Source organism: Mycobacterium sp. OAS707, assembly GCF_014873705.1.
Lineage (GTDB): Bacteria > Actinomycetota > Actinomycetes > Mycobacteriales > Mycobacteriaceae > Mycobacterium.
The window spans coordinates 450,874-475,090 of record NZ_JADBDS010000006.1; the positions used below are offsets into that span (position 1 = coordinate 450,874).

21 protein-coding genes and 1 tRNA gene are annotated in these 24,217 nt (G+C 64.4%); 12 read left to right on the top strand and 10 right to left on the bottom strand.

Going from position 1 to position 24,217, the window contains the following annotated elements:
* Positions 1–97 precede the first annotated feature (97 nt).
* The gene (locus tag GGC64_RS33505; RefSeq protein WP_192726902.1) at positions 98–2,131 is read right to left on the bottom strand and encodes a DUF4185 domain-containing protein; all 2,034 of its coding nucleotides are present in this window, start codon (positions 2,129–2,131) and stop codon (positions 98–100) included.
* Positions 2,132–2,325: 194 nt separating this feature from the next.
* On the opposite strand from GGC64_RS33505, the gene GGC64_RS33510 reads away from it, so the two are divergent.
* From GGC64_RS33510 to GGC64_RS33525, 4 genes are all read left to right on the top strand, one after another.
* Positions 2,326–2,679 (top strand): hypothetical protein, encoded by a 354-nt coding sequence (locus tag GGC64_RS33510; RefSeq protein WP_192726903.1) that lies wholly within the window; start codon positions 2,326–2,328, stop codon positions 2,677–2,679.
* A gap of 208 nt (positions 2,680–2,887) precedes the next feature.
* Positions 2,888–3,325, top strand: a complete 438-nt coding sequence (locus GGC64_RS33515; protein ID WP_369434745.1) for an HPP family protein — start codon at positions 2,888–2,890, stop codon at positions 3,323–3,325.
* 79 nt (positions 3,326–3,404) lie between these two features.
* Complete coding sequence (locus GGC64_RS33520; protein ID WP_192726905.1) at positions 3,405–4,220, top strand: mycofactocin-coupled SDR family oxidoreductase; 816 nt, start codon at positions 3,405–3,407, stop codon at positions 4,218–4,220.
* Positions 4,221–4,319: 99 nt separating this feature from the next.
* Positions 4,320–5,003, top strand: a complete 684-nt coding sequence (locus GGC64_RS33525; protein ID WP_192726906.1) for a hypothetical protein — start codon at positions 4,320–4,322, stop codon at positions 5,001–5,003.
* A gap of 2 nt (positions 5,004–5,005) precedes the next feature.
* On the opposite strand, the gene GGC64_RS33530 is transcribed toward GGC64_RS33525, so the two are convergent.
* The 3 genes from GGC64_RS33530 to GGC64_RS33540 all read right to left on the bottom strand — a co-directional run bounded on the left by GGC64_RS33530 (position 5,006) and on the right by GGC64_RS33540 (position 8,121).
* Positions 5,006–5,641 carry a TetR/AcrR family transcriptional regulator gene (locus GGC64_RS33530; protein WP_192726907.1) on the bottom strand — a complete coding sequence of 212 codons (636 nt, stop codon included), beginning with the start codon at positions 5,639–5,641 and terminating at the stop codon, positions 5,006–5,008.
* Positions 5,634–6,887, bottom strand: a complete 1,254-nt coding sequence (locus GGC64_RS33535; RefSeq protein WP_192726908.1) for a cytochrome P450 — start codon at positions 6,885–6,887, stop codon at positions 5,634–5,636. The genes GGC64_RS33530 and GGC64_RS33535 overlap by 8 nt, the downstream gene beginning before the upstream one ends.
* A gap of 190 nt (positions 6,888–7,077) precedes the next feature.
* On the bottom strand, positions 7,078–8,121 hold the full coding sequence (locus GGC64_RS33540) for a hypothetical protein (protein WP_192726909.1): 1,044 nt from the start codon (positions 8,119–8,121) through the stop codon (positions 7,078–7,080).
* Positions 8,122–8,395: 274 nt separating this feature from the next.
* On the opposite strand from GGC64_RS33540, the gene GGC64_RS33545 reads away from it, so the two are divergent.
* Positions 8,396–8,875, top strand: a complete 480-nt coding sequence (locus GGC64_RS33545; protein WP_192726910.1) for a hypothetical protein — start codon at positions 8,396–8,398, stop codon at positions 8,873–8,875.
* 494 nt (positions 8,876–9,369) lie between these two features.
* On the opposite strand, the gene GGC64_RS33550 is transcribed toward GGC64_RS33545, so the two are convergent.
* Positions 9,370–9,442, bottom strand: a tRNA-Leu gene (locus tag GGC64_RS33550).
* A gap of 887 nt (positions 9,443–10,329) precedes the next feature.
* Between GGC64_RS33550 and kdpF the strand changes: the two genes are divergently transcribed.
* The 6 genes from kdpF to GGC64_RS33580 are packed head-to-tail and all read left to right on the top strand — an operon-like array spanning position 10,330 to position 18,324.
* Positions 10,330–10,416 (top strand): K(+)-transporting ATPase subunit F, encoded by an 87-nt coding sequence (gene kdpF, locus GGC64_RS33555; protein WP_192727024.1) that lies wholly within the window; start codon positions 10,330–10,332, stop codon positions 10,414–10,416.
* Positions 10,416–12,086, top strand: coding sequence for a potassium-transporting ATPase subunit KdpA (gene kdpA, locus GGC64_RS33560; protein WP_192726911.1), 1,671 nt, complete (start codon positions 10,416–10,418; stop codon positions 12,084–12,086). The genes kdpF and kdpA overlap by 1 nt, the downstream gene beginning before the upstream one ends.
* A complete protein-coding gene (kdpB, locus tag GGC64_RS33565; protein ID WP_192726912.1) occupies positions 12,086–14,236 on the top strand; it encodes a potassium-transporting ATPase subunit KdpB in 2,151 nt (716 codons plus the stop codon). Before kdpA ends, kdpB begins: the two co-directional genes overlap by 1 nt.
* Positions 14,237–14,238: 2 nt before the next feature.
* The gene (locus GGC64_RS33570; RefSeq protein ID WP_192726913.1) at positions 14,239–15,108 is read left to right on the top strand and encodes a potassium-transporting ATPase subunit C; all 870 of its coding nucleotides are present in this window, start codon (positions 14,239–14,241) and stop codon (positions 15,106–15,108) included.
* Positions 15,095–17,635 (top strand): sensor histidine kinase KdpD, encoded by a 2,541-nt coding sequence (locus GGC64_RS33575; RefSeq protein WP_192726914.1) that lies wholly within the window; start codon positions 15,095–15,097, stop codon positions 17,633–17,635. Before GGC64_RS33570 ends, GGC64_RS33575 begins: the two co-directional genes overlap by 14 nt.
* Positions 17,632–18,324 carry a response regulator gene (locus GGC64_RS33580; RefSeq protein WP_192726915.1) on the top strand — a complete coding sequence of 231 codons (693 nt, stop codon included), beginning with the start codon at positions 17,632–17,634 and terminating at the stop codon, positions 18,322–18,324. The genes GGC64_RS33575 and GGC64_RS33580 overlap by 4 nt, the downstream gene beginning before the upstream one ends.
* A 9-nt stretch (positions 18,325–18,333) precedes the next feature.
* On the opposite strand, the gene GGC64_RS33585 is transcribed toward GGC64_RS33580, so the two are convergent.
* Positions 18,334–18,636, bottom strand: coding sequence for a DUF732 domain-containing protein (locus tag GGC64_RS33585; RefSeq protein WP_192726916.1), 303 nt, complete (start codon positions 18,634–18,636; stop codon positions 18,334–18,336).
* A gap of 285 nt (positions 18,637–18,921) precedes the next feature.
* Between GGC64_RS33585 and GGC64_RS33590 the strand changes: the two genes are divergently transcribed.
* Positions 18,922–20,457 carry a 5'-methylthioadenosine/S-adenosylhomocysteine nucleosidase gene (locus GGC64_RS33590; RefSeq protein WP_225952766.1) on the top strand — a complete coding sequence of 512 codons (1,536 nt, stop codon included), beginning with the start codon at positions 18,922–18,924 and terminating at the stop codon, positions 20,455–20,457.
* 3 nt (positions 20,458–20,460) lie between these two features.
* On the opposite strand, the gene GGC64_RS33595 is transcribed toward GGC64_RS33590, so the two are convergent.
* The 4 genes from GGC64_RS33595 to GGC64_RS33610 are packed head-to-tail and all read right to left on the bottom strand — an operon-like array spanning position 20,461 to position 24,214.
* Positions 20,461–22,053, bottom strand: coding sequence for an NAD(P)/FAD-dependent oxidoreductase (locus GGC64_RS33595; RefSeq protein WP_192726917.1), 1,593 nt, complete (start codon positions 22,051–22,053; stop codon positions 20,461–20,463).
* Positions 22,050–22,520, bottom strand: a complete 471-nt coding sequence (locus GGC64_RS33600) for an SRPBCC family protein (RefSeq protein ID WP_192726918.1) — start codon at positions 22,518–22,520, stop codon at positions 22,050–22,052. The genes GGC64_RS33595 and GGC64_RS33600 overlap by 4 nt, the downstream gene beginning before the upstream one ends.
* Complete coding sequence (locus GGC64_RS33605) at positions 22,517–23,299, bottom strand: SDR family oxidoreductase (RefSeq protein WP_192727026.1); 783 nt, start codon at positions 23,297–23,299, stop codon at positions 22,517–22,519. The genes GGC64_RS33600 and GGC64_RS33605 overlap by 4 nt, the downstream gene beginning before the upstream one ends.
* A gap of 48 nt (positions 23,300–23,347) precedes the next feature.
* The gene (locus GGC64_RS33610; RefSeq protein WP_192726919.1) at positions 23,348–24,214 is read right to left on the bottom strand and encodes an alpha/beta fold hydrolase; all 867 of its coding nucleotides are present in this window, start codon (positions 24,212–24,214) and stop codon (positions 23,348–23,350) included.
* Positions 24,215–24,217: the final 3 nt, after the last annotated feature.

The following is a 24,217-nucleotide window of genomic DNA, read 5'->3' on the forward strand; positions in this document are numbered from 1 at the left end:
CAGCCTCACGCGGGCAACCTAGCAGCGCGACGGCAGCAATCTTCGCACGGCGCGCACCGTTGACCAGCTTGTTACCAAATCTTGCGGATCGCGGCCGCTATACCTTCGTCAAGTCGGTACGCATCAGACGTACCTCGTAGTTGCCCCAGGTCGACAGGTTCCAGAACAGGTACTTCTGGTCGGAGTCGGGCACATTCGTGGTGCCGGACCAGGGGTGGATCATAGGAGCGTAGAGACCGGGCATCTTTGCCGATGTCACCAAAGTCTTTGGCGCCGACCATGTTCCCTGTGGCGTATCCGATGTCCTCATGACGACGTTGTTGCCACCGTCGGCGTAGAGCATCACGTACTTCTTCAGATACGGGCTGTACTGGACGGACATTTCTCCAACGCTGGGATACACCGTGGTCGCGCCGAAGCCAAAGAAGCCGGTGGTCTGCTTTCCCGGCAGGATCGGCTTGGCGGCGGCCGGGTTGTTGGCCACCCACTTCGTCCCGTTCCAGTACTGGTACTTCGTCTGGTCGAGTATTTGGTACTGGTTGACCCGTGACAGGTACACCGTGCCGCCGCGGCCCGACGGAGTGCCGTACGAATAGACCCAGCCCGCGGCGGCATCTGCCGAGCCCGGCGGCGGCTTGACGAACGCGCCCTGCTGGAAGTTCTGGTTACCAGAGATGTACGGCACCGTGGACCGACCCGGCGCTGCAGTGCGGATAGATGACGCCGGCACCAACTCGGCCCGCCAATTCTGGCCGTTGTCATCGGAATACGCGATGCCCGAGTAGTTCGTGGTCCAGCGGCCTGGTGTATCCCATGACCTGACGGCCATGAAGTTCATGTATTGCCGCGTCCCGCCGTTCGGTCCGGCACCGGGAACCGAGATCGCCGCGGTCGGGATGATCGTCACTTCCGGCTGTCCGATGCCGTACGAGGGATGGCCGAGGATCTCTCTCGAGAAGTTGGGATCGGTCATCGGCGAGCCGCTGTACTTGCCGGGGTCGTTCTGAATGCCGGCAGGCACATACAACCCGTTCGACAGGTTCGCGTCCGAACTGCGGAACAGCGTGTTCATGCGCCATATGCCGGACCGGACGGGGAAGCTGTTGCTGAACGTGTCGCCGAACGCGATCAACACCTGATGTTCGTTGACCGCGGTGGTCGGATCGTCGGCAATTCCGTTGTCCCACATGATTCCGAGGTCGGTGCCGCCGATGCCGAAGCGCCTCTGCGTGTCGTTCAAACCGCCCGGCCCGGTCACATATTCGATGAATTGCGTGTTGGTGCTCACCGATACCGGGGTCCTCGTCGTTCCCGGTTCCGACGATGCCAGCGCCGCGGCTGTCGGTGTCAGCGCCAACGCGGCGACGGGCGCGCCGGCCGTGGAGACCGTCTGCTCGGTTTCTCGGCGCGCTCCCAATGCGAGCAGCGCCAGCCCGAGCGGCGACCAACTGGGCACGCCTGGGATATTGGCGGCAAGCGAGCCAAGCCCGAAGGCCGACAACAGATTTGTCACCAGCCGCGGGAGCGTCAGCCGCGCAGCCGTTGGCTGAGAAGTCACCATTATGGTCCGTGGTGCGGCCAGCGTGAATGCGGTCGGCGAGGCAACGGTGGCGGGCACGACAGTGACAGGGCCGGCTTGCAGGGTGGCAGCGGGCTTCTCGATGGTGACCTTGTCAGCGACGTCGACTGTCGACGTGGTGGCTGACAAGCGACTGGTCGACGCATCGGCCACCTTGGCGGCGGGCCGGGCGGACGCCTTTTTCTCGACACGGACCGTGTTGGTAGCCGACCGCTTCTTCGGCCGGTGCGCCGACGGGGCAGCTACTTCGGTGTCCGTATCGGCGGACCCGGCTTCGGTACTGTCGGCCGCCTCAGCCTCGTCGGCCGGCGCTACGGTCTCCGGCTTGGACGCCGAAGTCTCGGACGACGAGTCGGTAGGGGGGGACTTGGTGGTCGATGCGTCGGATGCCGCATTCGAATCGGCATCAGCGGGTGCCGATGCCGACGATTTCGACGAATCCGTGTCGGTTGGACTGGCCCAGGCAACGCCCTGGCCAGTAGCTATCGCCGCTCCCACCCCGAGCGCCACCGCCAGACCGCCTACACGACCGATATATGCCGATGCACCCATTTACTTCCCCCAGCATGTTGATGCATCCCCGACTTGGGACAACCCTCTCACCCTTGACCCGAACTCATGTGCGAAACGGCAAAAGAAAATCCGGCTTACGTGACGCCTATCCGATTTGCGAAAACGCTGCTCAGCAACTGATCTTGACGCGGTCGCCAAGAATCCCCCAAGCGGCGCTGCTGACACTGTGCATCATGATCAACGCAGTTCTCTACACCTATCTGACCGGCTGGGTCGTCACCGCGATCGGCCTGGCGCTGATGGGTCGGCGTGTGTCGCGCCCGGCGTCCGTCGCCGTGGTGGCTGGAGCAGCCTGGCCACTGCTGCTGCTCGGGGCGGCCCAGTTCGTCGTCCTCGCACTGGTTGCCGAAGCCGCGCGTGTTCGTGAGCCTGCCCCGAAGTCGATCGACGAGGAACTCGAGGAGTTGCTCACCGAATGGGCTATCAACGAGGCCGGCGCCCATGAGCGCGGGATGCCTGTCATGACGGGCAGCGATAACGCACATGAATCGGGGGCCGGCGACAGTCGGCAAACCGTAGCCGGCTAGCGGTAGCGCTTGCATCGACATTCCTTGTGCCGCTTGATAATTAGTGTGAATCACACAATTGTTGCCTTCAGGTAAACCGACGACCTAGCTTTCTCCGGGATGGCTTGACCGTTCGGGAGGTTCAGTGACGCAGGCCGAGGCACCCGCCCCGACCAGGTCGCGCTGGTATGCAAGTTCAGCGCCGCCACGGCAGAGACTCCAGGTCATCGTGGTCGAAACGATCGTGAGCCTCGTAGCGCTCGGCATCGTGGCCGCGCTGACGGCGCTGACCCGGGAACCGTGGCTGATTCCGCCGTTGGCGGCCAGCATGGCGTTGGTCATCGGCGGTGCGCACTTCCCGCTCTCGCAACCGCGCAATGTCATCGGCGGGCACATCATGTCGGCGATGGTCGGGGTTCTTGTCGGCACCATCGGCATGGACGCCTTATGGGGCGGAGCGGTTGCCGGGGCGCTGGCTCTTGGCGGCATGAAGCTGATGCGGATGTCGCATTCACCGGCGGCCGCTACCGCGATGATCGCCGTCGCACCCGCCATCCCGCGCTGGGAGTTCGTTGTCCTAATCGGCTCTGCGGCAGCCATTCTTGTTGCCGTCGGCCTGGTGGGCAACAAGATCAACCGCGCGAAATATCCCCACTACTGGTGGTGACCTTCGCGAATTCACTGCGGACTTCGCCAGCGGACAGCTATGTAATACATAGCGGAGTTCAGCGAGTCGGGGGATTGTCATGGGTCTGCTGGAGAACAAGGTCGCCTTCGTCACCGGCGCGGCGCGCGGCATGGGCCGCAATCACGCGGTGCGCCTCGCGCGCGAAGGGGCGTCGATCATCGGCATCGACATCGCCGCCGACGTGTCACCGTATTGCGGATGCCCCGGCGCCACCGAGGCCGAACTCAAGGAAACGGTTCGACTGGTGGAGGCCGAGGGCCGGCCATGCCTGATGGAGATCGCTGATGTGCGGGACTCCGGCGCGATGGACACGGTGCTGGCTGACGGCGTCGAGCGCTTCGGAGGACGCCTGGACGTCGTCGTCGCCAACGCGGGCATCAGCGACTGGGGGCGCTTCTGGGAGATGCCGGACGACCAGTGGCAGACGATGATCGACGTGAACCTGACCGGGGTGTGGCGCACGATGAAAGCCGCGGTCCCCCATATGCTTTCGGCAGGCAACGGTGGATCCATCGTGAATATCAGCTCGGTCGCGGGACTGAAGGCATTGCCGGGCCAGAGTCACTATTCGGCAGCCAAGCACGGTGTCGTGGGGCTGACGAAATCTGCGGCCATTGAGCTCGGGGAGTACAACATCAGGGTCAACTCCATCCACCCCTGGGGCGTCGCCACGGTGCTCAGTGAAGACCCCAAAGTCGCGGAGTTGCTCAGCGCCCACACGAACTACCTGATGTCCTTCGGCTGTGTGCTGTCCACTCCGTTTCCCGCCGCAGTCGACGACATCTCCGATGCGGTCATATATCTGGCCTCGGATCTCTCGCGCGCCGTCACGGCAACGCAGCTGACAGTCGACATGGGTGCCACCAAGGTCTGAACTTCACAGGCACGGGTCGAACCGACCGAGTTGCATTGTGCCGACGATCGATTCCCAGAACCGCCGAACGCGACGGCACTCCTCGACTACGTTCGCAGTGTGGAACCACCCCACAACTACGTGCACGAGACATCTTCCTCTGTGGTGCACCACCAGAACTACCTAAACCACCGCAACGACCAAGCGCTCTGCGGGCTGGTGCTCGCGAATGCGGCCCCGCTGGACCCGACATTCCGTCCAGCGGCTGTCTGCCCTGACTGTGAGGCGAGGCTGGTCGAGTACCACGTCAGATGGTGGCGGGAGAAAGCCGAAGCGGCGACCGCTGAGCTCGAGGAGCTGCGCGTCAGGTTTCGCGAGCTGACGCAGCCCGCCGACGACGCGCAAGGCACGGCGCAGCCGAGCGCAGACGAAGAGCCGGCGGTCCCGGCGGCCGAACACGGCGAGCCGACCCCCTTGCTGGACCAGGCCCGAAAGGAACTCGTCGAACTGTGTCGGCGATTCGATGAAGCCATTCCCTACTTTCGCTTGAAGAACTGCATGGACGCGTTCAGCGACAAGTTGACGTCAGAGGAGCGGGTTCTTCTTGCAGAGGAGATCGGCGCCGAGGGGTCGTTGATACGGTGGTGCACGAAGGAGATTGAAGGTCGCGGATGGCAGGTGACGAATAACCCCGTGCACAGCGACGCCGACACGATGATGGACGCCTGGACCGAGGACTACTACCAAACGCCGAAGAAGACCAAGTGGCGGATGGGCCGGTCACGGTCACACGAAGCCAGCTGAGCTTAGCCAGTCGGCGCGGCAGCTCTAGCCAGCGACGTCATTCGTGGATAGAGGATCGCTGGACCGAGCCATCGCGCAACGAACCGGCGTAGCGGGAGATCCCTGCGCGACACCTGCCCAGGATCAGTCAGCAGGGACTGCACTGTGCGCAAGGTCATTTCGGCAAGCTCACCGAGCGCGGTGGTGTCGAAGCCGTGAAGCTTCCAGTCGACGTCAAGGCGGTGGAAAACCGTCAAGCAGAATGAGATCGCCGTGTCGGAGGTCAACGAAGTGATGGCTTCGCCTTCATGTCGACGGCTCAATAGGTTCTCCAGCTGCGGATCACCGGAGAGGTTCTCGACTCCGAACGAAACACATTCGACGACTGCGACGACGGGGTCGTTGAGTCCGCTGGCGTGTTCGACGACCTGGTCGATGAACCCGTTGACCGCACGCATCGAGCTGGCGATGAGCAGCGCGTCAGCATTGGGAAAGTAGCGGTACACCGTCTGGCGGGTGATGCCTAGCCTGCGGGCGACGTCGGCAAGGCGTAGCGCCGGTCCGTGCTCGGCGACCTCTTCGTCTACCGCGTCCAGAATGCGGGCGATCGCCTCCTCGTCCGAGGCGGGCGTTGATCCCGCCCAGCCGCGACTACGCATTCGCTGTCACGAGCGCTTTCGCTTCGAACTCGATGGGAAGTGTCGTCGGGCCTGTCATTCCGAGCAGGGATTTCCACGGGGCCGGACCGGTTCGGTGGGGTGCGGGCAGGCGTTGAGTGAGAACTGTGAGTGCTTCCGCCAGTTCCCGACGTGCGAGATTGGCCCCCAGGCAGTAGTGCGCGCCACCGCCGAAGGTCAGGATCGCCGGAACGTCTTTGCGTGTGATGTCGAAGCGGTCAGCATCGTCGTAGATCGCTGGATCTCTGTTGGCCGCAAAGGTATTCGCGAGTACGAAGGTGCCCGCCGGGAACATATAGCCACCGAACTCGACATCGTCAACGGCCGCTCGCGGCACGATGCAGGCGGCAGGTGAGTGGCGCATGCTCTCCTCGACCGCCTGCATCGCAAGTTCTGGATGGTCGCGCAGCTTCGTCCACTGGTCCGGATGCTCGCACAGCACTTGAACCGACGCCGCCAGTTGGTTTCGCGTCGTATCCGTTCCCGCCATCAAGAAGCCGGCCACCAGCATGCGGAGTTCGTCGAGATTGAGCCGGTCGCCGTCGCTTTCAGCGCGTATGAGCTCAGACAGCAGATCATCGGTCAGATTGCCTCGGCGAGCGGCGACCATGTCGTCGACGTACGCGTCGAGTTCACGCCATGCGCGCATGATCGCGGACTCGTCGAACTTGGCATCGGGCTGAAAGTTGAGGGCTTTGAAGACCTCCTCAGTCCAGTCGGCGAACAGCTGCCAATCCTCTCGAGGCGCACCGAGCAACGCGCACATGATCGGGGTGGGATACGGACGCGCGATGTCGGTCACGACGTCGCACCGTCCGGCGTCCATCACCCGATCGATCAGTCCGTTGACCACCTCGTGGATCGTGTCTTGGAGACGTGACGTCGCGCGGGGCGTGAACGCCTTGGAAACCAGTTTGCGCAACCGAACATGAGGTGCACCGTCCAGCCCCAGCAGGCTAGTCGCCATCTTGTCGAACAACGGACCCGACGTGATGCCCTGCGCCGCTAAGGTGATGCCGGGCGGCAGGCGGAATCTGTTGTCGCGCAATATTTCCCGAGCCAACTCGTAGGACAGTATCTCCGGACCGAGGGGGCCGATGGCGATGGGCGCACGCGATTGCGCCAGCCTGACGTCTTCGAGGATGTCATGCGGAGTGGCGGTGAGGTCGTAGTTGAACCTGGGGAGGTCGGCCTCGAAGACGTTCGGAACGGTACTGCGCGCATTCATCGATGCCTCGACCTTCGTTAGCGCATGGCTTTGGACATATATCCTAAGAGTGTATGACCAGTGTGCTCTGGCGGTCAATGTAGAACCAATATCTGCAGTTCAGTAGGTGCCGTCCACTCAGAGATCATACGTTCTGCGTGATGACGTCCAACGGTGCCGCCGCAGAAGGCAGGCAGTCGACGCTAGACCTTCAGGCCCTGCACGTTTCGTAGGTATGGATGAAGCGCTGCTCGGTCGGGTCTGGCGCGTAGGTGCGCACAGTGCAGCCGCCGATCGTGATGGCGACGGGGCCGGTGGTGCGAGCGTTGAAGTCGCGACGTCCCTGCAGCTCATCGGTGGCGGTGTACAGCAGCGGTGGGGGTAGCGTCGCCGCGATTGGTAGATGCCGCTCGGCGAGCGCGACCGCGACCGCCGGATCGTGGGAGGTCACTTCCTCCGATATCCAGACCGGCGGGGCCTGCGGTGGGTTGATCGCCATTGCGTCGGAGTGCGGCGTGGCCTGGTCGGCGTTGAGCGTGCCCCACATCGCGAGTTCCTGGCCAGTCGGCAGCCGCTGGGAGGTGCTGATCTGCGCAGTGCGCGCGTGATTGGTTGCACTGACCGTCCATGTGCCAGCGGACAATTGGGGGAATCGGGCACCCAACGTGGTGATCGCCGAGGTGACTGAGGCGTAGTCGGCATCGGGCATGTCGATCGTGCCGATGCTGGCATGACCAAGGTCGGGGCGTGCCGAACTCTGCGGCGGATGGGTGACGGTGGCGCGCAAAGTGACTGTGGCGCGGGAGAATTCGTGGCGCAGCGCCGCCCAATCACGGGCCTGCCCGATGATCTGATCGGTGTTGGTGACCGCGTGCTGCCCGCTGTCGACAGCGAACAGGTTCCAGCCATGCCGGATGTCGAGCTCGGTGTCGTAGCCGCCGTAGTCGACGGCCCGCAACCCCTCGAGGTATCGGGCGGCCACGGCGGCGATCTGGTCGGCGGTGGCGGCGTCGGTGACGTCGACCGTCAACCAGGCATGCACGTTGCCCGCTAGGAAGGCGTCGGCGTAATCGAGGTTGGCCGCAGCCACTCCGGGCAGCGCCCGGACCTGCTCAGTGAGCTGGTCGGCCTGCGTGCGGCGGTCGGGCGGCGACTGCTGGCAACCGGTCAATGTCAGTGTCAGCACGATCATGAGGTAGCTGATGCCCCGCCACGGCCACGTTGAGCGCTTCGGGCAGCGATGTCTCCGACTCACCGTCGAAGAGTATGTCGGCGCTCGACGTCCTTGGCGCAGGAGGCGTGCATCGTCGCGCATTACGGCTTAGCGGGACGCGGGTGCTTCCGCCAGTCGCCCAAAGGCCGACCGCGATCATCGGCGGTCCCGAGTTGCCTAGCAGTTTTAACTACCGCACGATGGGTATCTGAGCGTCACCTGAAGAGCGCCTGAACGCCATTGAAACTCGCTTGAGCCGATTCGAGTGACGTCCCATCGACGAGTCCATGGTGTACGCAGGGAATGGAGTAACGAGTTGAACGTCCGAATCTGTCTGGCACTTTCGGCCGCCCTACTTGCCGCCTCATTCTTATTTGCACCTAGCGCCTCAGCTGACACGATTCCCGGAGCGGAAGCCGCGATCTCGAAGGCCGAAGCCGCGCTCGGCTCAGACCAGTTCGGCCCATACGGATGCGAGGCTTTTGTGGCCTGGGCTTACGGCGTGCCGCAGGGCCAGTACGGGTGGGACGGCGCCGCCGAAACCATGTACCAAACCCTTCTTCGACAGGGCCAAATACACACCGACATGGATGCCCCGCGGGGGGCACTTGTCTTCAGCAAGAGCCCGTATGGCGCCCACATCGACATTGCCCGCGGTGACGGAACGTATATCTCCGGCGGCGTCCAAGGGCTCAAGCGAGGGTACGGCGACGGGCACAACATCCAGATTCTGCCCCGCCCCCATGTGGGGTCTGGCTGGACCTACCGGGGCTGGAGCCTGGGCTTTCCGCAATAACTCCGGTCTCCTCGGGCCATGAGGAGCCGCCATTTGCAGTGCCCCCACTGGGACTCGAACCCAGACGATGGCACACAAGAAGACAGCCGAACTCGTAGAGCAGTACGGCATATCCGAGGGCACATGGCGCTGGTGGCGGTACCGCGGCGAGGGAAGGCGCTCATCCAGGTTGGGGGCACCGTGTTCTACGACGATGCTGATGTGGCGGCATGGATAGCGGCGCAGAAGGCCAAGACCGCTCGTGGCGGGATGCTGCGATGGCGACGTATTTGCGCCGTCGGAATCCGATCGTCCGGCACGGAGAGCTGAATTAGAAGTAGGCACTAGGGCACTAGGGGTTTGGCCGTCGCCGAGCTAAGTGCACGAAGCGAGTGTCCCCTACTCTTTGACCGAGAGTGTGGTCGCGCGAAATAGCGGCGCAGAGACTTCGGACTGCGCTGCACAACGACACGCCCGCGTAGCCCAATTACGATGCAACTCGCGGTAACTCGACGTGCCCCAGGCGAGAGTCGAACTCGCAACTCAAGGATTTTAAGTCCTTCGCCTCTGCCGTTGGGCTACTGGGGCTCGACCGAGAAGAGTCTACGTCCTCGTCTTCCAGTCAAGCTGGACGCCAGTCCTAATCATATGGCAGTTGGCGCACCTGACCTCACACTTGTCAAGCTCAGCAAGCAGCTTATTGCGGGTCCCTATCAACCTGGAAATCCTGCGAATGTCGGGTCCGCGCTCAACGTGATCAAATTGTAAGACGCGTATATCTGCGATGCCGCAATCCACGCATGGATGAGCCTCCAAATATTGCCTAATCAACAAGCGCTGTTCAATGCGCTGTTTTGCGCGAGACGCGACGGCCCTTGTCTTGTACAACTCCTTATGTTGTTCATAATGGAGGCGCTGATACGCTCGTTCATCTTCCGGGTTGACGTACGGCATTAGTTCTCCAAAGCTATTGCGGCTCTTATACCTAGCGGAAAATAGTGGGTCGGCATCTCGTACTGCTGCCAGTGTTCCACACGCCTATGACACCGCTGGCGGATTCTAAGTCCGCTGCCTCTGCCAATTGGGCTATGGGGGCCAGCCCTGATGGTAGAGATAGGCCCCCATGCCGTGACAACGGATATCGATCCGTGTTGTCGCTCGGTACGCGGGCAATTTCGTAAATGCCCCCTGACGCCGTCACGCCGCGTTCTGTCCCATCATCGTCGGTCCCGACCAAACTTTCACGCCTCGTCGACGGCGGCTCACAGGAAGATTCCGTAAAGGATCACCGCCCCGCCGTCAAGAAACCGTTAACGCCGCCATCAACCCCGTGAGCTGGGCCGATCCTCGGTTAGGACGTCGAAATCCGACGCCCCGTAAACGTTGGAGACGGGCATGTCCGTGGTCATATTCATCGCCCTGACGCTGGCGATCTTCGCCGTGCTCGGCCTGGTTCAGAAGTTGGTCGAGAACCTGTGAGTCAAAACATCGTGGGCCTGGTCCTCGCGGTTCTGCTGGCCCTCTTCCTCTTCGCCGCGCTGCTCTTTCCCGAGAGGTTCTAGTGAGCACTACGACGGCGGGGATCCTTTTCCTCGCATCCCTGATCGTCGCGCTGGTGGCCGTCCACGTCCCACTCGGCGACTACATGTTCCGGGTCTACACGTCGACGAAGGACTCCCGGCCCGAACGCCTCATCTATCGGCTCATCGGCGCCGACTCCAAGGCCGAACAAACGTGGGGCGCCTACGCCCGCAGCGTGCTGGCCTTCTCCGCCGTCAGCGTCCTGTTCCTGTTCATCTTCCAACTCGTTCAGGGCAAGCTGCCGCTGCACCTCAACGATCCCGCCACCCGAATGACTCCGGCGCTGGCGTGGAATACCGCCGTCAGCTTTGTGACGAATACCAACTGGCAGGCCTATTCCGGTGAATCCACCCAGGGTCACCTCGTTCAGATGGCCGGCCTCGCCGTACAGAACTTCGTCTCGGCCGCCGTCGGCATGGCCGTCGCCATCGCGTTCATCCGCGGCCTGGCCCGCCGCAGCACCGGCGAGCTCGGCAACTTCTGGGTCGACCTGGTCCGCAGCACCATCCGAATTCTGTTGCCGCTCTCAGTGGTTGCCGCGATCATCCTCATCGCCGGCGGCGCCATCCAGAACTTCCACCTCCACGACCAGGTCGTCAACACACTCAGCGGCGCCCAGCAGACCATCCCCGGCGGACCGGTCGCCAGCCAGGAAGCCATCAAGGAACTCGGCACCAACGGCGGCGGCTTCTACAACGCCAACTCTGCGCATCCGTTCGAGAACCCCAACGCCTGGACCAACTGGGTCGAGATCTTCCTGCTGCTCGTCATCAGCTTCTCGCTCCCCCGCACCTTCGGCCGGATGGTCGAGAGCAAGAAACAGGGTTACGCGATCGCAGCGGTCATGGCCGTCATCGCCACGCTCAGCGTCAGTTTCATGATGCTGTTCCAGCTGCAACACCACGGCACCGTCCCCACCGCAATCGGCTCGGCGATGGAAGGCGTGGAACAGCGCTTCGGCGTTGCCGATTCGGCCGTCTTCGCCGACGCGACGACGCTGACGTCCACCGGCGCGGTCAACTCGTTCCACGACTCCTACACCAGCCTGGGGGGCATGGTCACGCTGTTCAACATGCAGCTAGGCGAGGTCGCGCCCGGCGGTGTCGGCTCCGGCCTCTACGGCATGCTGATCCTGGCCATCATCACCGTGTTCGTCGCCGGGCTTATGGTCGGCCGCACCCCGGAATACCTCGGCAAGAAGATCACTCCGCGTGAGATCAAGCTCGCCGCAACGTATTTCCTGATCACCCCGCTGATCGTGCTGACCGGCACCGCCATCGCGATGGCCATGTCCGGCCAACGAGCCGGCATGCTCAACTCAGGACCACACGGCCTCGCAGAGGTGCTCTACGCGTTCACCTCTGCTGCCAACAACAACGGTTCGGCGTTCGCAGGCATCACCGTCAACACCGAGTGGTACAACACGGCACTCGGCCTGGCGATGGTGTTCGGTCGCTTCCTGCCGATGATCTTCGTGCTCGCATTGGCCAGCTCGCTGGCCAAGCAGGGCAAGGCGCCTGAGTCCATCGGGACGCTGCCGACGCACCGTCCGCAGTTCGTCGGCATGGTCGCCGGTGTGACGCTGATCGTGGTCGCCCTCACTTTCCTGCCGATGCTTGCGCTCGGCCCCCTCGCCGAAGGAATTCACTGATGTCCGTTGTCATACTCGAATCCGCTGAGCCGAAAACCATCAGCCCCAAGCGAATCCAGGGTGGTCTGCTGGACCCGCAGATGCTGTGGAAGTCGCTGCCCGACGCGCTGCGCAAGCTCGACCCGCGCACGCTGTGGCGCAACCCCGTCATGTTCATCGTCGAGATCGGCGCCGTCTGGAGCACGATCCTCGCGGTCATTGATCCGTCCTGGTTCGCCTGGCTGACCGTGATATGGCTCTGGCTGACCGTCGTTTTCGCCAACCTCGCCGAGGCCGTCGCCGAGGGCCGCGGCAAAGCCCAAGCTGAGACGCTGCGCAAGACCAAGACAGCGACCGTGGCCCGCCGCCTCGTCGGTTGGTCACCCGGTGCGCCGGGCCGGGAGGAAGAGGTAGGCGCTCCCCTGCTACAGCAGGGCGATGTCGTCGTCGTCGAAGCCGGCCAGACCATCCCCGGCGACGGAGACGTCGTGGAAGGCATTGCCTCGGTGGACGAATCGGCCATCACCGGTGAATCGGCGCCCGTCATCCGTGAGTCCGGCGGCGACCGCTCGGCTGTCACCGGCGGCACCACCGTCCTGTCCGACCGCATCGTCGTCAAGATCACGCAGAAGCCTGGCGAGAGCTTCATCGACCGGATGATCGCGCTCGTCGAAGGCGCCAACCGGCAGAAGACGCCCAACGAGATTGCGCTGAACATTCTGCTCTCGTCGTTGACGATCATCTTCGTGTTCGCCGTAGCCACCCTGCAACCGCTGGCGATCTTCGCCAAAGCCAACAATCCTGGCGTCCCGGATTCGTTGTCGCTCAACGGCAACGGCGTCAGTGGCATCGTGATGGTCTCACTGCTGGTCTGCCTGATACCGACCACCATCGGCGCGCTGCTGTCGGCCATCGGCATCGCGGGCATGGACCGCCTGGTGCAGCGCAACGTGCTGGCGATGTCGGGTCGCGCCGTCGAGGCTGCAGGCGACGTCAACACGCTGCTGCTCGACAAGACCGGCACCATCACGCTCGGCAACCGCCAGGCCTCCGCCTTCGTCCCGGTCACGGGTGTGTCACCGGAATCGCTCGCCGACGCCGCGCAACTGTCCAGCCTCGCCGACGAAACGCCCGAAGGCCGCTCGATCGTCGTGTTCGTTAAACAGGAATACGGGCTGCGTGCGCGCACGCCAGGCGAACTCGACAAGGCGCACTGGGTCGAATTCAGCGCACAGACCCGGATGTCCGGCGTCGACCTCGAGCCCGGGCACTCGCTGCGCAAGGGTGCGGCCGCCGCGGTCGCCGAATGGGTGCGTAGCCAAGGCGGCGTCGTGACAACAGAACTCGGCGACATCGTCGACGGCATCTCCGCCGCGGGCGGTACTCCCCTGGTCGTCGGGCAGGTCATTCAAGACGACGGAGTCGGCACGTCCTCAATTTTGGGCGTCATCCACCTCAAGGACGTCGTCAAGCAGGGCATGCGCGAACGCTTCGACGAGATGCGCCGCATGGGCATCCGCACCGTGATGATCACCGGCGATAACCCGTTGAGCGCCAAGGCCATTGCCGACGAGGCCGGTGTCGACGACTTCCTCGCCGAGGCCACGCCCGAGGACAAGATGGCCCTGATCAAGCAGGAGCAAGCGGGCGGAAAGCTGGTCGCGATGACCGGCGACGGCACCAACGACGCACCCGCGCTGGCACAAGCCGACGTCGGCGTCGCGATGAACACCGGCACATCGGCGGCCAAAGAGGCCGGCAACATGGTCGACCTCGACTCCGACCCGACCAAGCTGATCGAGATCGTCGAGATCGGCAAGCAACTGCTCATCACCCGCGGCGCATTGACCACGTTCTCGATCGCCAACGACATCGCCAAGTACTTCGCGATCATTCCTGCGATGTTCGTCGCACTGTTCCCCGGCCTGGATCTGCTGAACATCATGCGGCTGCACAGCCCGCAGTCCGCGATCCTGTCAGCGGTGATCTTCAACGCGCTCGTCATCGTCGCGCTTATTCCGTTGTCGCTAAGGGGTGTTCGCTACACCCCCAGCAGCGCGTCCAAGCTGTTGAGCCGCAATCTGTATGTCTACGGGCTCGGCGGCATCATCGCGCCGTTCATCGGCATCAAGCTGATCGACCTCGTCATCCAATTCCTCCCAGGGATGTGAAAATGAAGCTCTCGAATCTGGCTCGTCAACACTGGGCCGCATTGCGCGCCCTACTCGTGCTCACGGTCATCGTCGGTCTCGCCTACCCGGTATTCATCTGGCTGGTGGCGCAGATCCCAGGCCTGCACGACAAGGCCAACGGGTCGATCGTCGAGGCCAATGGAAAGCCGGTGGGCAGCAGCCTGATTGGGCAGTCGTTTACCGACAAGGACGGTAACGCGCTGCCGCAGTACTTCCAGAGCCGCCCATCGGCCGCAGGCGACGGGTACGACCCGCTGGCCACCGGCGCTAGCAACCTCGGCCCGGAGAGCATCGTCGACAAGGACAAGCCGAGCCTGCTCACGCAGGTCTGCACGCGCAGCAAGGCCGTCGGAGAGCGCGAAGGCATGGACGGTGCGCGCCCGTTCTGCACCGGCGAGGGTATCGGCGCGGTGCTATCGGTGATCGGCCCCCGCGACGCGGTCGGCAATGTCGTGCACCCGACAAAGGTGGTCAGCGTCAACGAGCCATGCGACACGACGAAGACACCGTTCCTTAACACCTATGAGGGTGTCCGTGTCGAATGCGCCGAGTTCGGTGAGGACTACAGCATCGGCCAGATCGTGCCGATCCGGGGTGCGGCCTCCGCAGATCCGCGAGTGCCTGCAGACGCCGTCACCACCAGCGGCAGCGGCCTCGACCCGCACATCTCGATCGCCTACGCCGACCTGCAGGTCGACCGGGTGGCCCGCGTCCGAGGCCTGAGCGCTGACCAGGTCAAGCAAGCCGTTGCGGACAACACCGACGGCCGCTGGCTCGGCTTCATGGGTGAACCCACCGTCAACGTCCTGGCATTGAATATCGAACTCGATCAGAAGTATGCAGGTGGATGATGTTGATGTGAGCAACCCGCAGTGCGCCACCAAACGCGGGGAGCTGCGCATCTACCTCGGCGCAGCGCCCGGCGTCGGCAAGACGTACGCGATGCTCGGCGAGGCGCATCGCCGCCTGGAACGCGGCACCGATCTGGTGGCCGCCATCGTCGAGACACACGGCCGCAAGAAGACCGCCGAGTTGCTCGACGGCATCGACATGGTGCCGCCCAAATACATCGAATACCGGGGCAAGCGCTTCGGTGAACTCGATATCGAGGCGGTGCTCAAACGCCAACCGCAAGTGGTACTGGTCGACGAACTCGCGCACACCAACACTCCCGGCAGCAAGAACCCCAAGCGCTGGCAGGACGTCGAGGAGCTGCTCGACGCCGGCATCACCGTCATCTCGACGGTCAACGTCCAGCACCTGGAAAGCCTCAACGACGTCGTCACCCAGATCACCGGCATCGAACAACAGGAGAAAGTGCCCGACGAAATCGTGCGCGCGGCCGACCAGATCGAGTTGGTCGATATCACCCCGGAAGCGTTGCGGCGCAGGCTCGCCCACGGCAATGTCTACGCGCCCGAACGCGTCGATGCCGCGCTTTCGAATTACTTTCGGCGCGGGAACCTCACGGCGCTACGCGAATTGGCGCTGCTGTGGCTCGCCGACCAGGTCGACGCGGCACTTGAGAAGTATCGCGAAGAAAACCAGATCACCGACACCTGGGAGGCGCGCGAACGGGTCGTCGTAGCCGTAACGGGTGGGCCGGAATCGGAAACCTTGGTGCGCAGGGCATCCCGTATCGCGTCGAAATCCAGCGCAGAGCTGCTGGTAGTGCACGTCGTCCGCGGTGACGGACTCTCGGGCGTCTCGGCACCGCAGATGGGCAAGGTGCGTGAGCTGGCGACGAGCCTGGGCGCGACTCTGCACACCGTTGTCGGTGACGACGTGCCAAGCGCCCTACTGGATTTCGCCCGCGACGAGAACGCCACCCAGTTGGTGATCGGTACGTCGCGGCGCTCACGGTGGGCCCGCATCTTCGACGAGGGCATCGCCGCGTCGGTGGTACAGCAGTCCGGCAAGATCGACGTGCACATGGTCACGCACGAACATGCGGGCCGAAGCTCGGTGTTGGCACGGCTGACGCCGCGACAACACCATGCGATGTCATGGCTTGCCGCCCTCGTGGTTCCGTCGGCGATCTGCGCATTGATCGTCTACGGGCTCGATCCGTACCTGGGGATCGGCGGCGAGAGCGCGATCTTCTTCATCGGCGTGCTGACGGTCGCGCTGCTCGGCGGCGTCGCACCCGCTGTGCTGTCGGCAGTGCTCTCTGGATTGCTGCTGAATTACTTCCTGGTCGAGCCTCGCTACACGTTCACGATCGCCGAACCCGACAGCGCAGTGACCATCGTCGTGTTGTTGCTCGTCGCGATCGCCGTCTCGGCCTTGGTCGACGGGGCGGCCAGTCGGTCGCGCGAAGCCCGACATGCGTCGCAGGAAGCCGAACTACTCGCACTGTTCGCCGGCTCGGTGCTGCGCGGCGCCGACCTCGACACCTTGCTCGAGCGCGTCCGCGAAACCTATTCCCAGCGCGCCGTCAGCCTGCTGCGGGAAGGCACGGGCATCGTCGGCTGCGTGGGCAAGGATCCCTGCGTCGACGTCGACACCGCCGACAGCGCCATCGAAGTCGGCGACGACGAGTTCTGGTTGTTGATGGCAGGCCGCAAGCTGGCCGCGCGCGATCGCCGGGTGCTCAGCGCGGTCGCCAAGCAGGCGGCGGGACTGGTCAAGCAGCGGGAGTTGACCGAAGAAGCAGGCAAGGCCGAGGCCATCGCGCAAGCCGACGAACTGCGCCGCTCACTGCTCTCGGCCGTCAGCCACGACCTGCGCACACCGTTGGCCGCCGCCAAGGCCGCGGTATCCAGCCTGCGCAGCGACGACATCGACTTCTCAGCGGAGGACACCGCCGAACTGCTCGCCACCATCGAGGAGTCCGTCGACCAGCTCACCGCGTTGGTGGGCAACCTGCTCGACTCGTCGCGCCTGGCCGCCGGTGTGCTGCGGCCAGAGCTGCAACGGGTGTACCTGGAAGAAACCGTGCAGCGCGCACTGCTGGCAATCAGCAAGGGCGTCACCGGTTTTCGCAGGCAAGGCCTGGACCGCGTCAAGGTCGACGTCGACGACGCGGTGGTGATGGCCGACAGCGGTCTGCTCGAACGCGTGCTGGCCAACCTGATCGACAACGCATTGCGCTACGCCCCGGACAGCCCGATCCGCGTCACGGCGGGGCAGGTCGGCGACCGCGTGCTCATCGCCGTCATCGACGAGGGGCCTGGCATTCCGCGCGGCAGCGAGGAGCAGTTGTTCGCGCCGTTCCAGCGGCTCGGCGACCACGACACCAGCATCGGTGTCGGGCTGGGCCTGTCGGTTGCCCGGGGTTTCGTCGAGGCGATGGGCGGCACCATTTCGGCGACGGACACGCCCGGTGGCGGGCTCACAGCCGAAATCGACCTTGCCGCACCGAAGGACGAGCCATGACCCCGCAGAAAACCAGGGTGCTGGTCATCGACGACGAGCCGCAGATACTGCGCGCGTTGCGGATCAACCTCTCGGTGCGCGGCTACGAGGTGTTCACCGCCGCGAGCGGCGCCGAGGCTCTCAGCACGGCGGCCGATCACCGGCCCGACGTCATCGTGCTGGATCTCGGGCTGCCCGACATGTCGGGTATCGAGGTGCTCGGCGGGCTACGCGGCTGGCTCACCGCACCGGTGATCGTGCTGTCGGCACGCACCGACTCGTCGGACAAGGTCGAAGCGCTTGACGCAGGCGCGGACGACTATGTCACCAAACCCTTTGGGATGGACGAATTTCTGGCGCGGCTGCGGGCAGCGGTGCGCCGGGGCACTGCCGCGTCGGACACCGATGAGCCGGTGATCGAAACGTCGTCGTTCACCGTCGACCTCGCCGCGAAGAAGGTTACCAAGAACGGCACGGAAGTCCACCTGACTCCCACCGAGTGGGGCATGCTCGAGATGCTGGTGCGCAACCGCGGCAAGCTTGTCGGCCGCGAGGAGCTGCTCAAGGAAGTCTGGGGTCCGGCTTACGCCAAGGAAACCCACTATCTGCGGGTGTATTTGGCGCAGCTGCGACGCAAGCTGGAAGACGATCCGTCGCACCCCGTGCACCTGCTGACCGAGGCGGGGATGGGTTACCGATTCCAGCAGTAACGGCCCGCGTCAGCAGAGATGGACGACCGCAGCCGCGACAATGTCGCCCGCCGCGGTCACCGATGCCCCGATGTCGTCCTGGACCATCTGGACGGCCTTCGGGGAGTTCATGCCGCTGTTCTGCGCCGAGCAGACCCTGAACCCCTCGGACAGCAACTGCTCGGCGCTGAAGTTCTGATAGAACGGCTGCACCTCTTTGAGGAAGCTTCCCGCGTCCGCCGCGGCGGGTGAGGCAACTGCCAGTGAGATCGCCGCACCGGCGGCCAGGGCTCCAAGCCGGATGGACCACATGTCAGAGGTGAACTTTCCCATTGTTGCTGTTGGAGGTGCCAACGTTACCGCTAATCAGCGCGGATCGGGGCATGTTCTGAGCTGATGAGCTCGAGCAGAGTGAGCTTCGGCACGCTAGGCGCGATTTCGACGCCATGGCTGTGCAATTCCGCATAACGGGTGCACACCACGACCCTGAAGTAGAAATTGCTGCTAGCACCGCGACCAAACGATCTCAGCAGCTATCGCAAATCCGGCGCGCCGACCGCACCCAAGCGATATACATTCCGCATGCCTGTGGGGGCATGGCTGCGTAGGGTCGGCGGCTTGACCGTCGCCCTGGGCATCGGCGCTGCCGTCATGACCGGGTGGCAGAGCGGCCTCGCGTGGGCCGACGAAACTGACGGCGCCGTCGGATCCACGTCGTCCAGCACGACCGACACGAAGGCCGACCCCAGCGATAAGGCGACCGAAGCCGCCGATCCGCCAAACAAGGACACCGACGAGACGCCGCCCACGAAGCCACTGCGAAAGAAACGGTCTGCCGCGCCGGCGGCCAAGCCGAAGCCGAAGCCGACGACGGCCGCGTCGGCGGCCTCGGACGTGAAGCATGCGGCGCCCGCCGTCGCGAAGCAGGAGGACACCACCGCCGTCCCCAACAGACTCTCTGATCCGACGCAGTCATCCGTCGCATCAAGCCGCGCCACGATCAGCACGCCGGCAACACCGAAACCGGTGCAGCCCAACATGGTCCGCGCAGTGACCGCTGTGGTGTCCGGAGTCGTCAACGCGATCCTGAGCCCGTTCGCCGCCAGCAGCACACCAGGAGCGCCCGCCGAAGGTCCGTCGATCTGGTCTCTGCTGGCGTTCGCGCGCCGCGAGTTCGAACGGGCATTCACCACACCGTCGCTGAGCGACAAGCCCGTGGACACGCAGCACACGAGTCAGACGACCGAACAGCGGACGCTGATCCTTTCAGCCTTTCCCGCGGAAACCGACGCTATTCTCGCCCGCACCACCCTCGATCCGAATCCCTCGGTGGTCGTCGGCGGGCATCACTTCTACCTCGGCACGCTGGGTGGCAAAAAGGTGATCGTCGCGATGACCGGCATCGGCATGGTCAACGCCACGCAGACGACCGAGATCGCGCTCGACCATTTCACTGGCGAATCCGGCATATCGATTGGCGCAGTGGTCTTCTCGGGCGTCGCCGGTGGTTCGGGGCGCACCGAGATCGGGGACGTGGCGGTGCCGGCCCGATGGACCTCCGACGACGGCCAAACCTGGCACGCTGTCGATCCGGGCATGCTCGCCACCGCCAGCGCGTTGGACGTCGACCTGCTGAGTCGAGACAGCATCGGCGACCCCAACTGTTATTGCGGGCTGTTCGCAGGCCCGCAGATCGACCTCAAGCGCGAACCGGATCTGGTCGTCGGCGGTGACGGCTCCAGCGACGACAACAACAACGGGACGGCATTCCCCGCTCTCCCGTCGATTCCGTTCGTCGGCGACATCTTCGGTGCACAGCCCTGCGCCGCGCCGGACTTCTCACTTCTGTTCACCGGCAACTTCTTCCAGGCCATCGTGCCGTTCCTGGCCTTCGGGCTCGTCAGCAACCTGACCGGACTGCTGAGCCCCGCGACGCCTGCCGTGGACGCCGTCGACCAGGAGACCGCTGCGGCGCAACAGGTCGCCGACGCGCACGGCATCCCGTTCCTCGGCATCCGCGGCATGTCCGACGGGCCGGGCGATCCGCTCAACCTGCCGGGTTACCCGTTCACGTTCGCCGTCTACAAGCAGATCGCCGCAGACAACGCCGCGATCGTCGCCGAAGCGTTCCTGCAGAACTGGGACGGCGCGTGAGTATCACCGCGTCGCCAACGACAGCGCTGCCCGGGTGAGCCGACGACGCGGCCAGCCGCGCACACCACTGCCTGCCAGCGCAGCGCGCGCGGCGTTGCGTCCGCAGACACCGTGCACACCGCCGCCCGGACTGGCGCCCGCGCTGCCCAAGTAGACGTTCTCGACGGTTGTTTCGGCGCGACCGAAACCGGGAGCGGGCCGGAAGATCAACTGCTGAAACAGCTGCGACGTGCCGCCGTTCACCGCGCCGGTGTGCAGGTTCGCGTCGCTGGCCTGCAAATCCGATGGTCGCTGAACGCTCTTGCCAACGACACGATCGAGGAAGCCGGGGGCGTGCTCCTCGAGTACGCGATCAACAGCCAGCGCCAATCTCTGAGCCGACTCGTCGTCGGCGACGCCGCGCGGCAGATGCGTATATGCCCATGCGCTTTCGGTGCCGGCAGGCGAACGGCTGGGGTCCGCCGTCGTCATTTGGCCGAACAACATGAACGGCCGCTCGGGCAGCGTCGCGGTGTTCAGGTCGGCCATCCACCGGATCAGACCGTCGTGGTCCGCACCGAGATGTACAGTGCCCGCGTCGTTCAGGCTCTTCGACCGCCAAGGTATCGCACTGTCGAGCGCGTAATTCACCTTCAAAACCGGGGTATCCCAGACGAAACGCTTCATGCTGCGCTCCACCGCATCCGGCACCGCGTGCGCCGGAAGCAATTGGCCGTACAGCCGGGGTGCCGATGTGTCGGCGATGACAGCGCGCCGAACACGCACCGTGGCACCATCTTTCGAATGCACCGCGACGGCCCGTCCACCGCGAACGTCGATCGCGTCGACCTCACGTCCACACTCGATGCGCGCGCCCGCCGACTGGGCTCGGCGGACCAGTGCCGCGGCCAACTCCCCCGCCCCGCCGACGGGTACCGGCCACCCGCCATCCTGCGCCATCATGATCAACAGGTAGCCCATCACTCCGCTGCCTACTGCATCGATCGGCACGTCGGCGTGCATTGCGTTGCCCAACAACAGGAGTCGTGCTGATTCACCCTCGAACAGCTGCTCGGCCATGATGCCTGCCGGCAACAGCAGCAGATGCGCCAGCCGCAGCGCATCGGCGGTCCCGAGCTTCCGCAACAGGGACAACGGCCCACGCGCAGGCGGGAACGGTGAGAACAGAGTGGACAGGATGGGGTCCTTGATGCGGAGCCACTGGTCGAACAGCGCCTGCCACCGATCGCCGTCGCCGCTGCAGCGTCGCTCCAAATCGTCAGCGGTACGGTCGATCTCGCGGTAGATCACTGGTGCGTCGTCATCATCTGCCGAGCGGGCGTGTCCGACGACTGCGGGCGCATGAGTCCATCGCAGGCCGTGATCTTCGAGGTTGAGCGCGCTGAGCGCCGGAGATGCCACGGACAGCGGATAAAAGGCGCTGTACAGATCGCTCACGTAGCCGGGGAACAGCTCAGCGCTCTTCACCGCACCGCCGGGCTCTTGCTGAGCCTCCAGCACCAGCACGTCCCAGCCGGCGTCGGCCAGGAGCGCCGCGGCGACCAGGCCGTTGTGGCCGGCCCCGATCACCACCGCGTCTGCGCTCTGCGCATTCACTCCGGTTCTTTTCGCCGTTCCGCCAACGCGGCCAACCGAGCCAGGCACTCCCGATTTCTCGGGTACGCCGCGGCCAGTCCCAGTCGCCGCGGCAGCAGGTTCAACGGTCCACCGACCGGCACCTCGGCCATCTCGATGCGGCAGCCGGTCGGGATGTCGAAGAGCCGCAACACTATTCGAGCACCGCCGAACGGCCGGCTCTTGGCACGCAGGATCAGTTCCTCCGGCGGTGTCGCGGACTCGACCTCCGTCTCGTCGTTGAGAACCACGGGCCAGATCCCGATGGTGTGGTGAATCTTGCTGCCCGGTGCAGGCCAGTGAGGTTCGACCGCTCGCATCCTGGTGTTACCCACCACCCACTGTGAATAGGTCCAGCCGTCGGCGACGATGTCCCACACCTGCTGCCGTGTCGCGGTGGTGTCGCGCTTGACCGTCAACGAGCTGTCGATTGCGGCTGGTCCTGTCATTTGTTACGTCCTATCCGTGTCGAGATGATCCGGCTGGCAACGGCTTTCACCGAGTCCGGAAGCACCGTGTTGGCTACGCCCATCGACTTTGACAGCGCCGACTCGGCGACCACCTTGCGGTCGCCCTTCATCAGCGCGTCGTAGCCTTGCTTGGCGACTTTGGCGGAGTCGTCCTTCGGCATGCGCCCTACGAGCGTGTCGAGCATGTTCGCCCGTCGGAAGAAGTTCGTCTCGGTGGGGCCGGGCATCAGCGAGGTGACGGTCACGCCGGTGTCGCGGAGTTCATCCTGCAGCGCCTCGGCGAAAGACTGGATGAACGACTTGGACGCGTTGTAGACCGTCTGCAGCGAGCCCGGCATAGTCGATGCGATCGACGACGTGAACAAAACCTTGCCCGTTCCGGATTTGGTCATGTCCGACAGCACGAGTTTGGCTAGATGGACCGTCGAGCGGACGTTGAGGTCGATGATGCTCAGGTCGGTGTCGAGATCGCCCTTGACGAACGGCCCGGCCCGGCCGACACCTGCGTTGAGCGCCGCCGCGGCAAGTCGCCGACCGTCCGCTGTGGCGGTGCGGTAGAGGCGTTCTACGTCGTCGGCTTTGCGCAGATCGACCTGGACCGGAATGACGTCGATCTGCGCTGTCGCGAGCTTGTCGGCGCAGGCGTGAATAGCGTCGTCCTCCGCGGCGATGACGAGGTCATATCCGTCGTCGGCGAACAGCTTCGCGAGTTCGAAGCCGATTCCGCTCGACGCACCGGTGACCAACGCGATGCCCATTGCGTTTGCCATACCCGCGGGCTACCCGGCACCGGCAAAGCCAAACGCTCAGGCCTTCGTTTCGTCGGCCAGCGCGATCAGCCTCGCCCGCACCAGGTCGCCCTGCTTTTCGAGCATGAAGTGTGGCCCGTCGATCTTCTCCAACGTGAAGTCGTCGGCGATGGCGTTTTCCGGCGACGTCCACGACTCGGCGATGACGAAGTCCTTCGTACCGTGGAGCGCGCGAATCGGAACCGTAGCCCGTCGCTTTTCGGGATGCCTTGCGCCCCTGGGCACCTCGCGCAGCAGGAACGTCCGGTACGCGTCTCGGCCTGCCCGCGCCACCACCGGATCGCGGAAACGGTCCACGTACACACGCGCGGTCTCACGATCGAGCGCAGACGACAGCCTGAAGACCAGGTAAAGGAAATTTGTGTAGCGCTGCAAAGGCACGCCGAAGGCTGCCATCAGTGGTTGGTACTGCAGCAGCGGCAAAACGTTCGGCAGGAAATGCCGCGCCGTCACCCACGGAAAGCCCATGTTCAGGGCTAGGTAGCCGGCAAAGCGATCGGGATCGCGCAGGACCATCAGATAGCCGACGTACGCGCCCCAGTCGTGCCCCACGAGCAGCACCTTGTCCAGCCCGAGCGCGTCGATCAGCGCCAGCACGTCGCTGGCGACGTCCTCCTTGGCCCACTTGTGCGGCGCGGGCCCGGACCACCCGAAGCCGGGTAGGTCAGGCGCGATGATCCGCAGGCCGGGCGGCGGGTCGGCGAGCAGAGGGTGGTAGGCCCAGTAATGCTGAGGCCAGCCGTGCAACGCGAGAACCGGGCGGCCGTCCTCGGGACCCGATTCGGTCACGTGAAAGCGCACACCACGGGCCTCGACGTATGACCGGCGCACGCCCGGGATCGGTGGCGGTTCCGCTGAAGGCATGAA

Bases quoted from the DNA above. Each gene is read 5' to 3' on its own strand.
- GGC64_RS33505 (WP_192726902.1), bottom strand. From the start codon at position 2,131: ATGGGTGCATCGGCATATATCGGTCGTGTAGGCGGTCTGGCGGTGGCG.
- GGC64_RS33510 (WP_192726903.1), top strand. From the start codon at position 2,326: ATGATCAACGCAGTTCTCTACACCTATCTGACCGGCTGGGTCGTCACC.
- GGC64_RS33520 (WP_192726905.1), top strand. From the start codon at position 3,405: ATGGGTCTGCTGGAGAACAAGGTCGCCTTCGTCACCGGCGCGGCGCGC.
- GGC64_RS33530 (WP_192726907.1), bottom strand. From the start codon at position 5,641: ATGCGTAGTCGCGGCTGGGCGGGATCAACGCCCGCCTCGGACGAGGAG.
- GGC64_RS33535 (WP_192726908.1), bottom strand. From the start codon at position 6,887: ATGAATGCGCGCAGTACCGTTCCGAACGTCTTCGAGGCCGACCTCCCC.
- kdpB (WP_192726912.1), top strand. From the start codon at position 12,086: ATGTCCGTTGTCATACTCGAATCCGCTGAGCCGAAAACCATCAGCCCC.
- GGC64_RS33570 (WP_192726913.1), top strand. From the start codon at position 14,239: ATGAAGCTCTCGAATCTGGCTCGTCAACACTGGGCCGCATTGCGCGCC.
- GGC64_RS33575 (WP_192726914.1), top strand. From the start codon at position 15,095: ATGCAGGTGGATGATGTTGATGTGAGCAACCCGCAGTGCGCCACCAAA.
- GGC64_RS33580 (WP_192726915.1), top strand. From the start codon at position 17,632: ATGACCCCGCAGAAAACCAGGGTGCTGGTCATCGACGACGAGCCGCAG.
- GGC64_RS33585 (WP_192726916.1), bottom strand. From the start codon at position 18,636: ATGGGAAAGTTCACCTCTGACATGTGGTCCATCCGGCTTGGAGCCCTG.
- GGC64_RS33600 (WP_192726918.1), bottom strand. From the start codon at position 22,520: ATGACAGGACCAGCCGCAATCGACAGCTCGTTGACGGTCAAGCGCGAC.
- GGC64_RS33605 (WP_192727026.1), bottom strand. From the start codon at position 23,299: ATGGGCATCGCGTTGGTCACCGGTGCGTCGAGCGGAATCGGCTTCGAA.
- GGC64_RS33610 (WP_192726919.1), bottom strand. From the start codon at position 24,214: ATGCCTTCAGCGGAACCGCCACCGATCCCGGGCGTGCGCCGGTCATAC.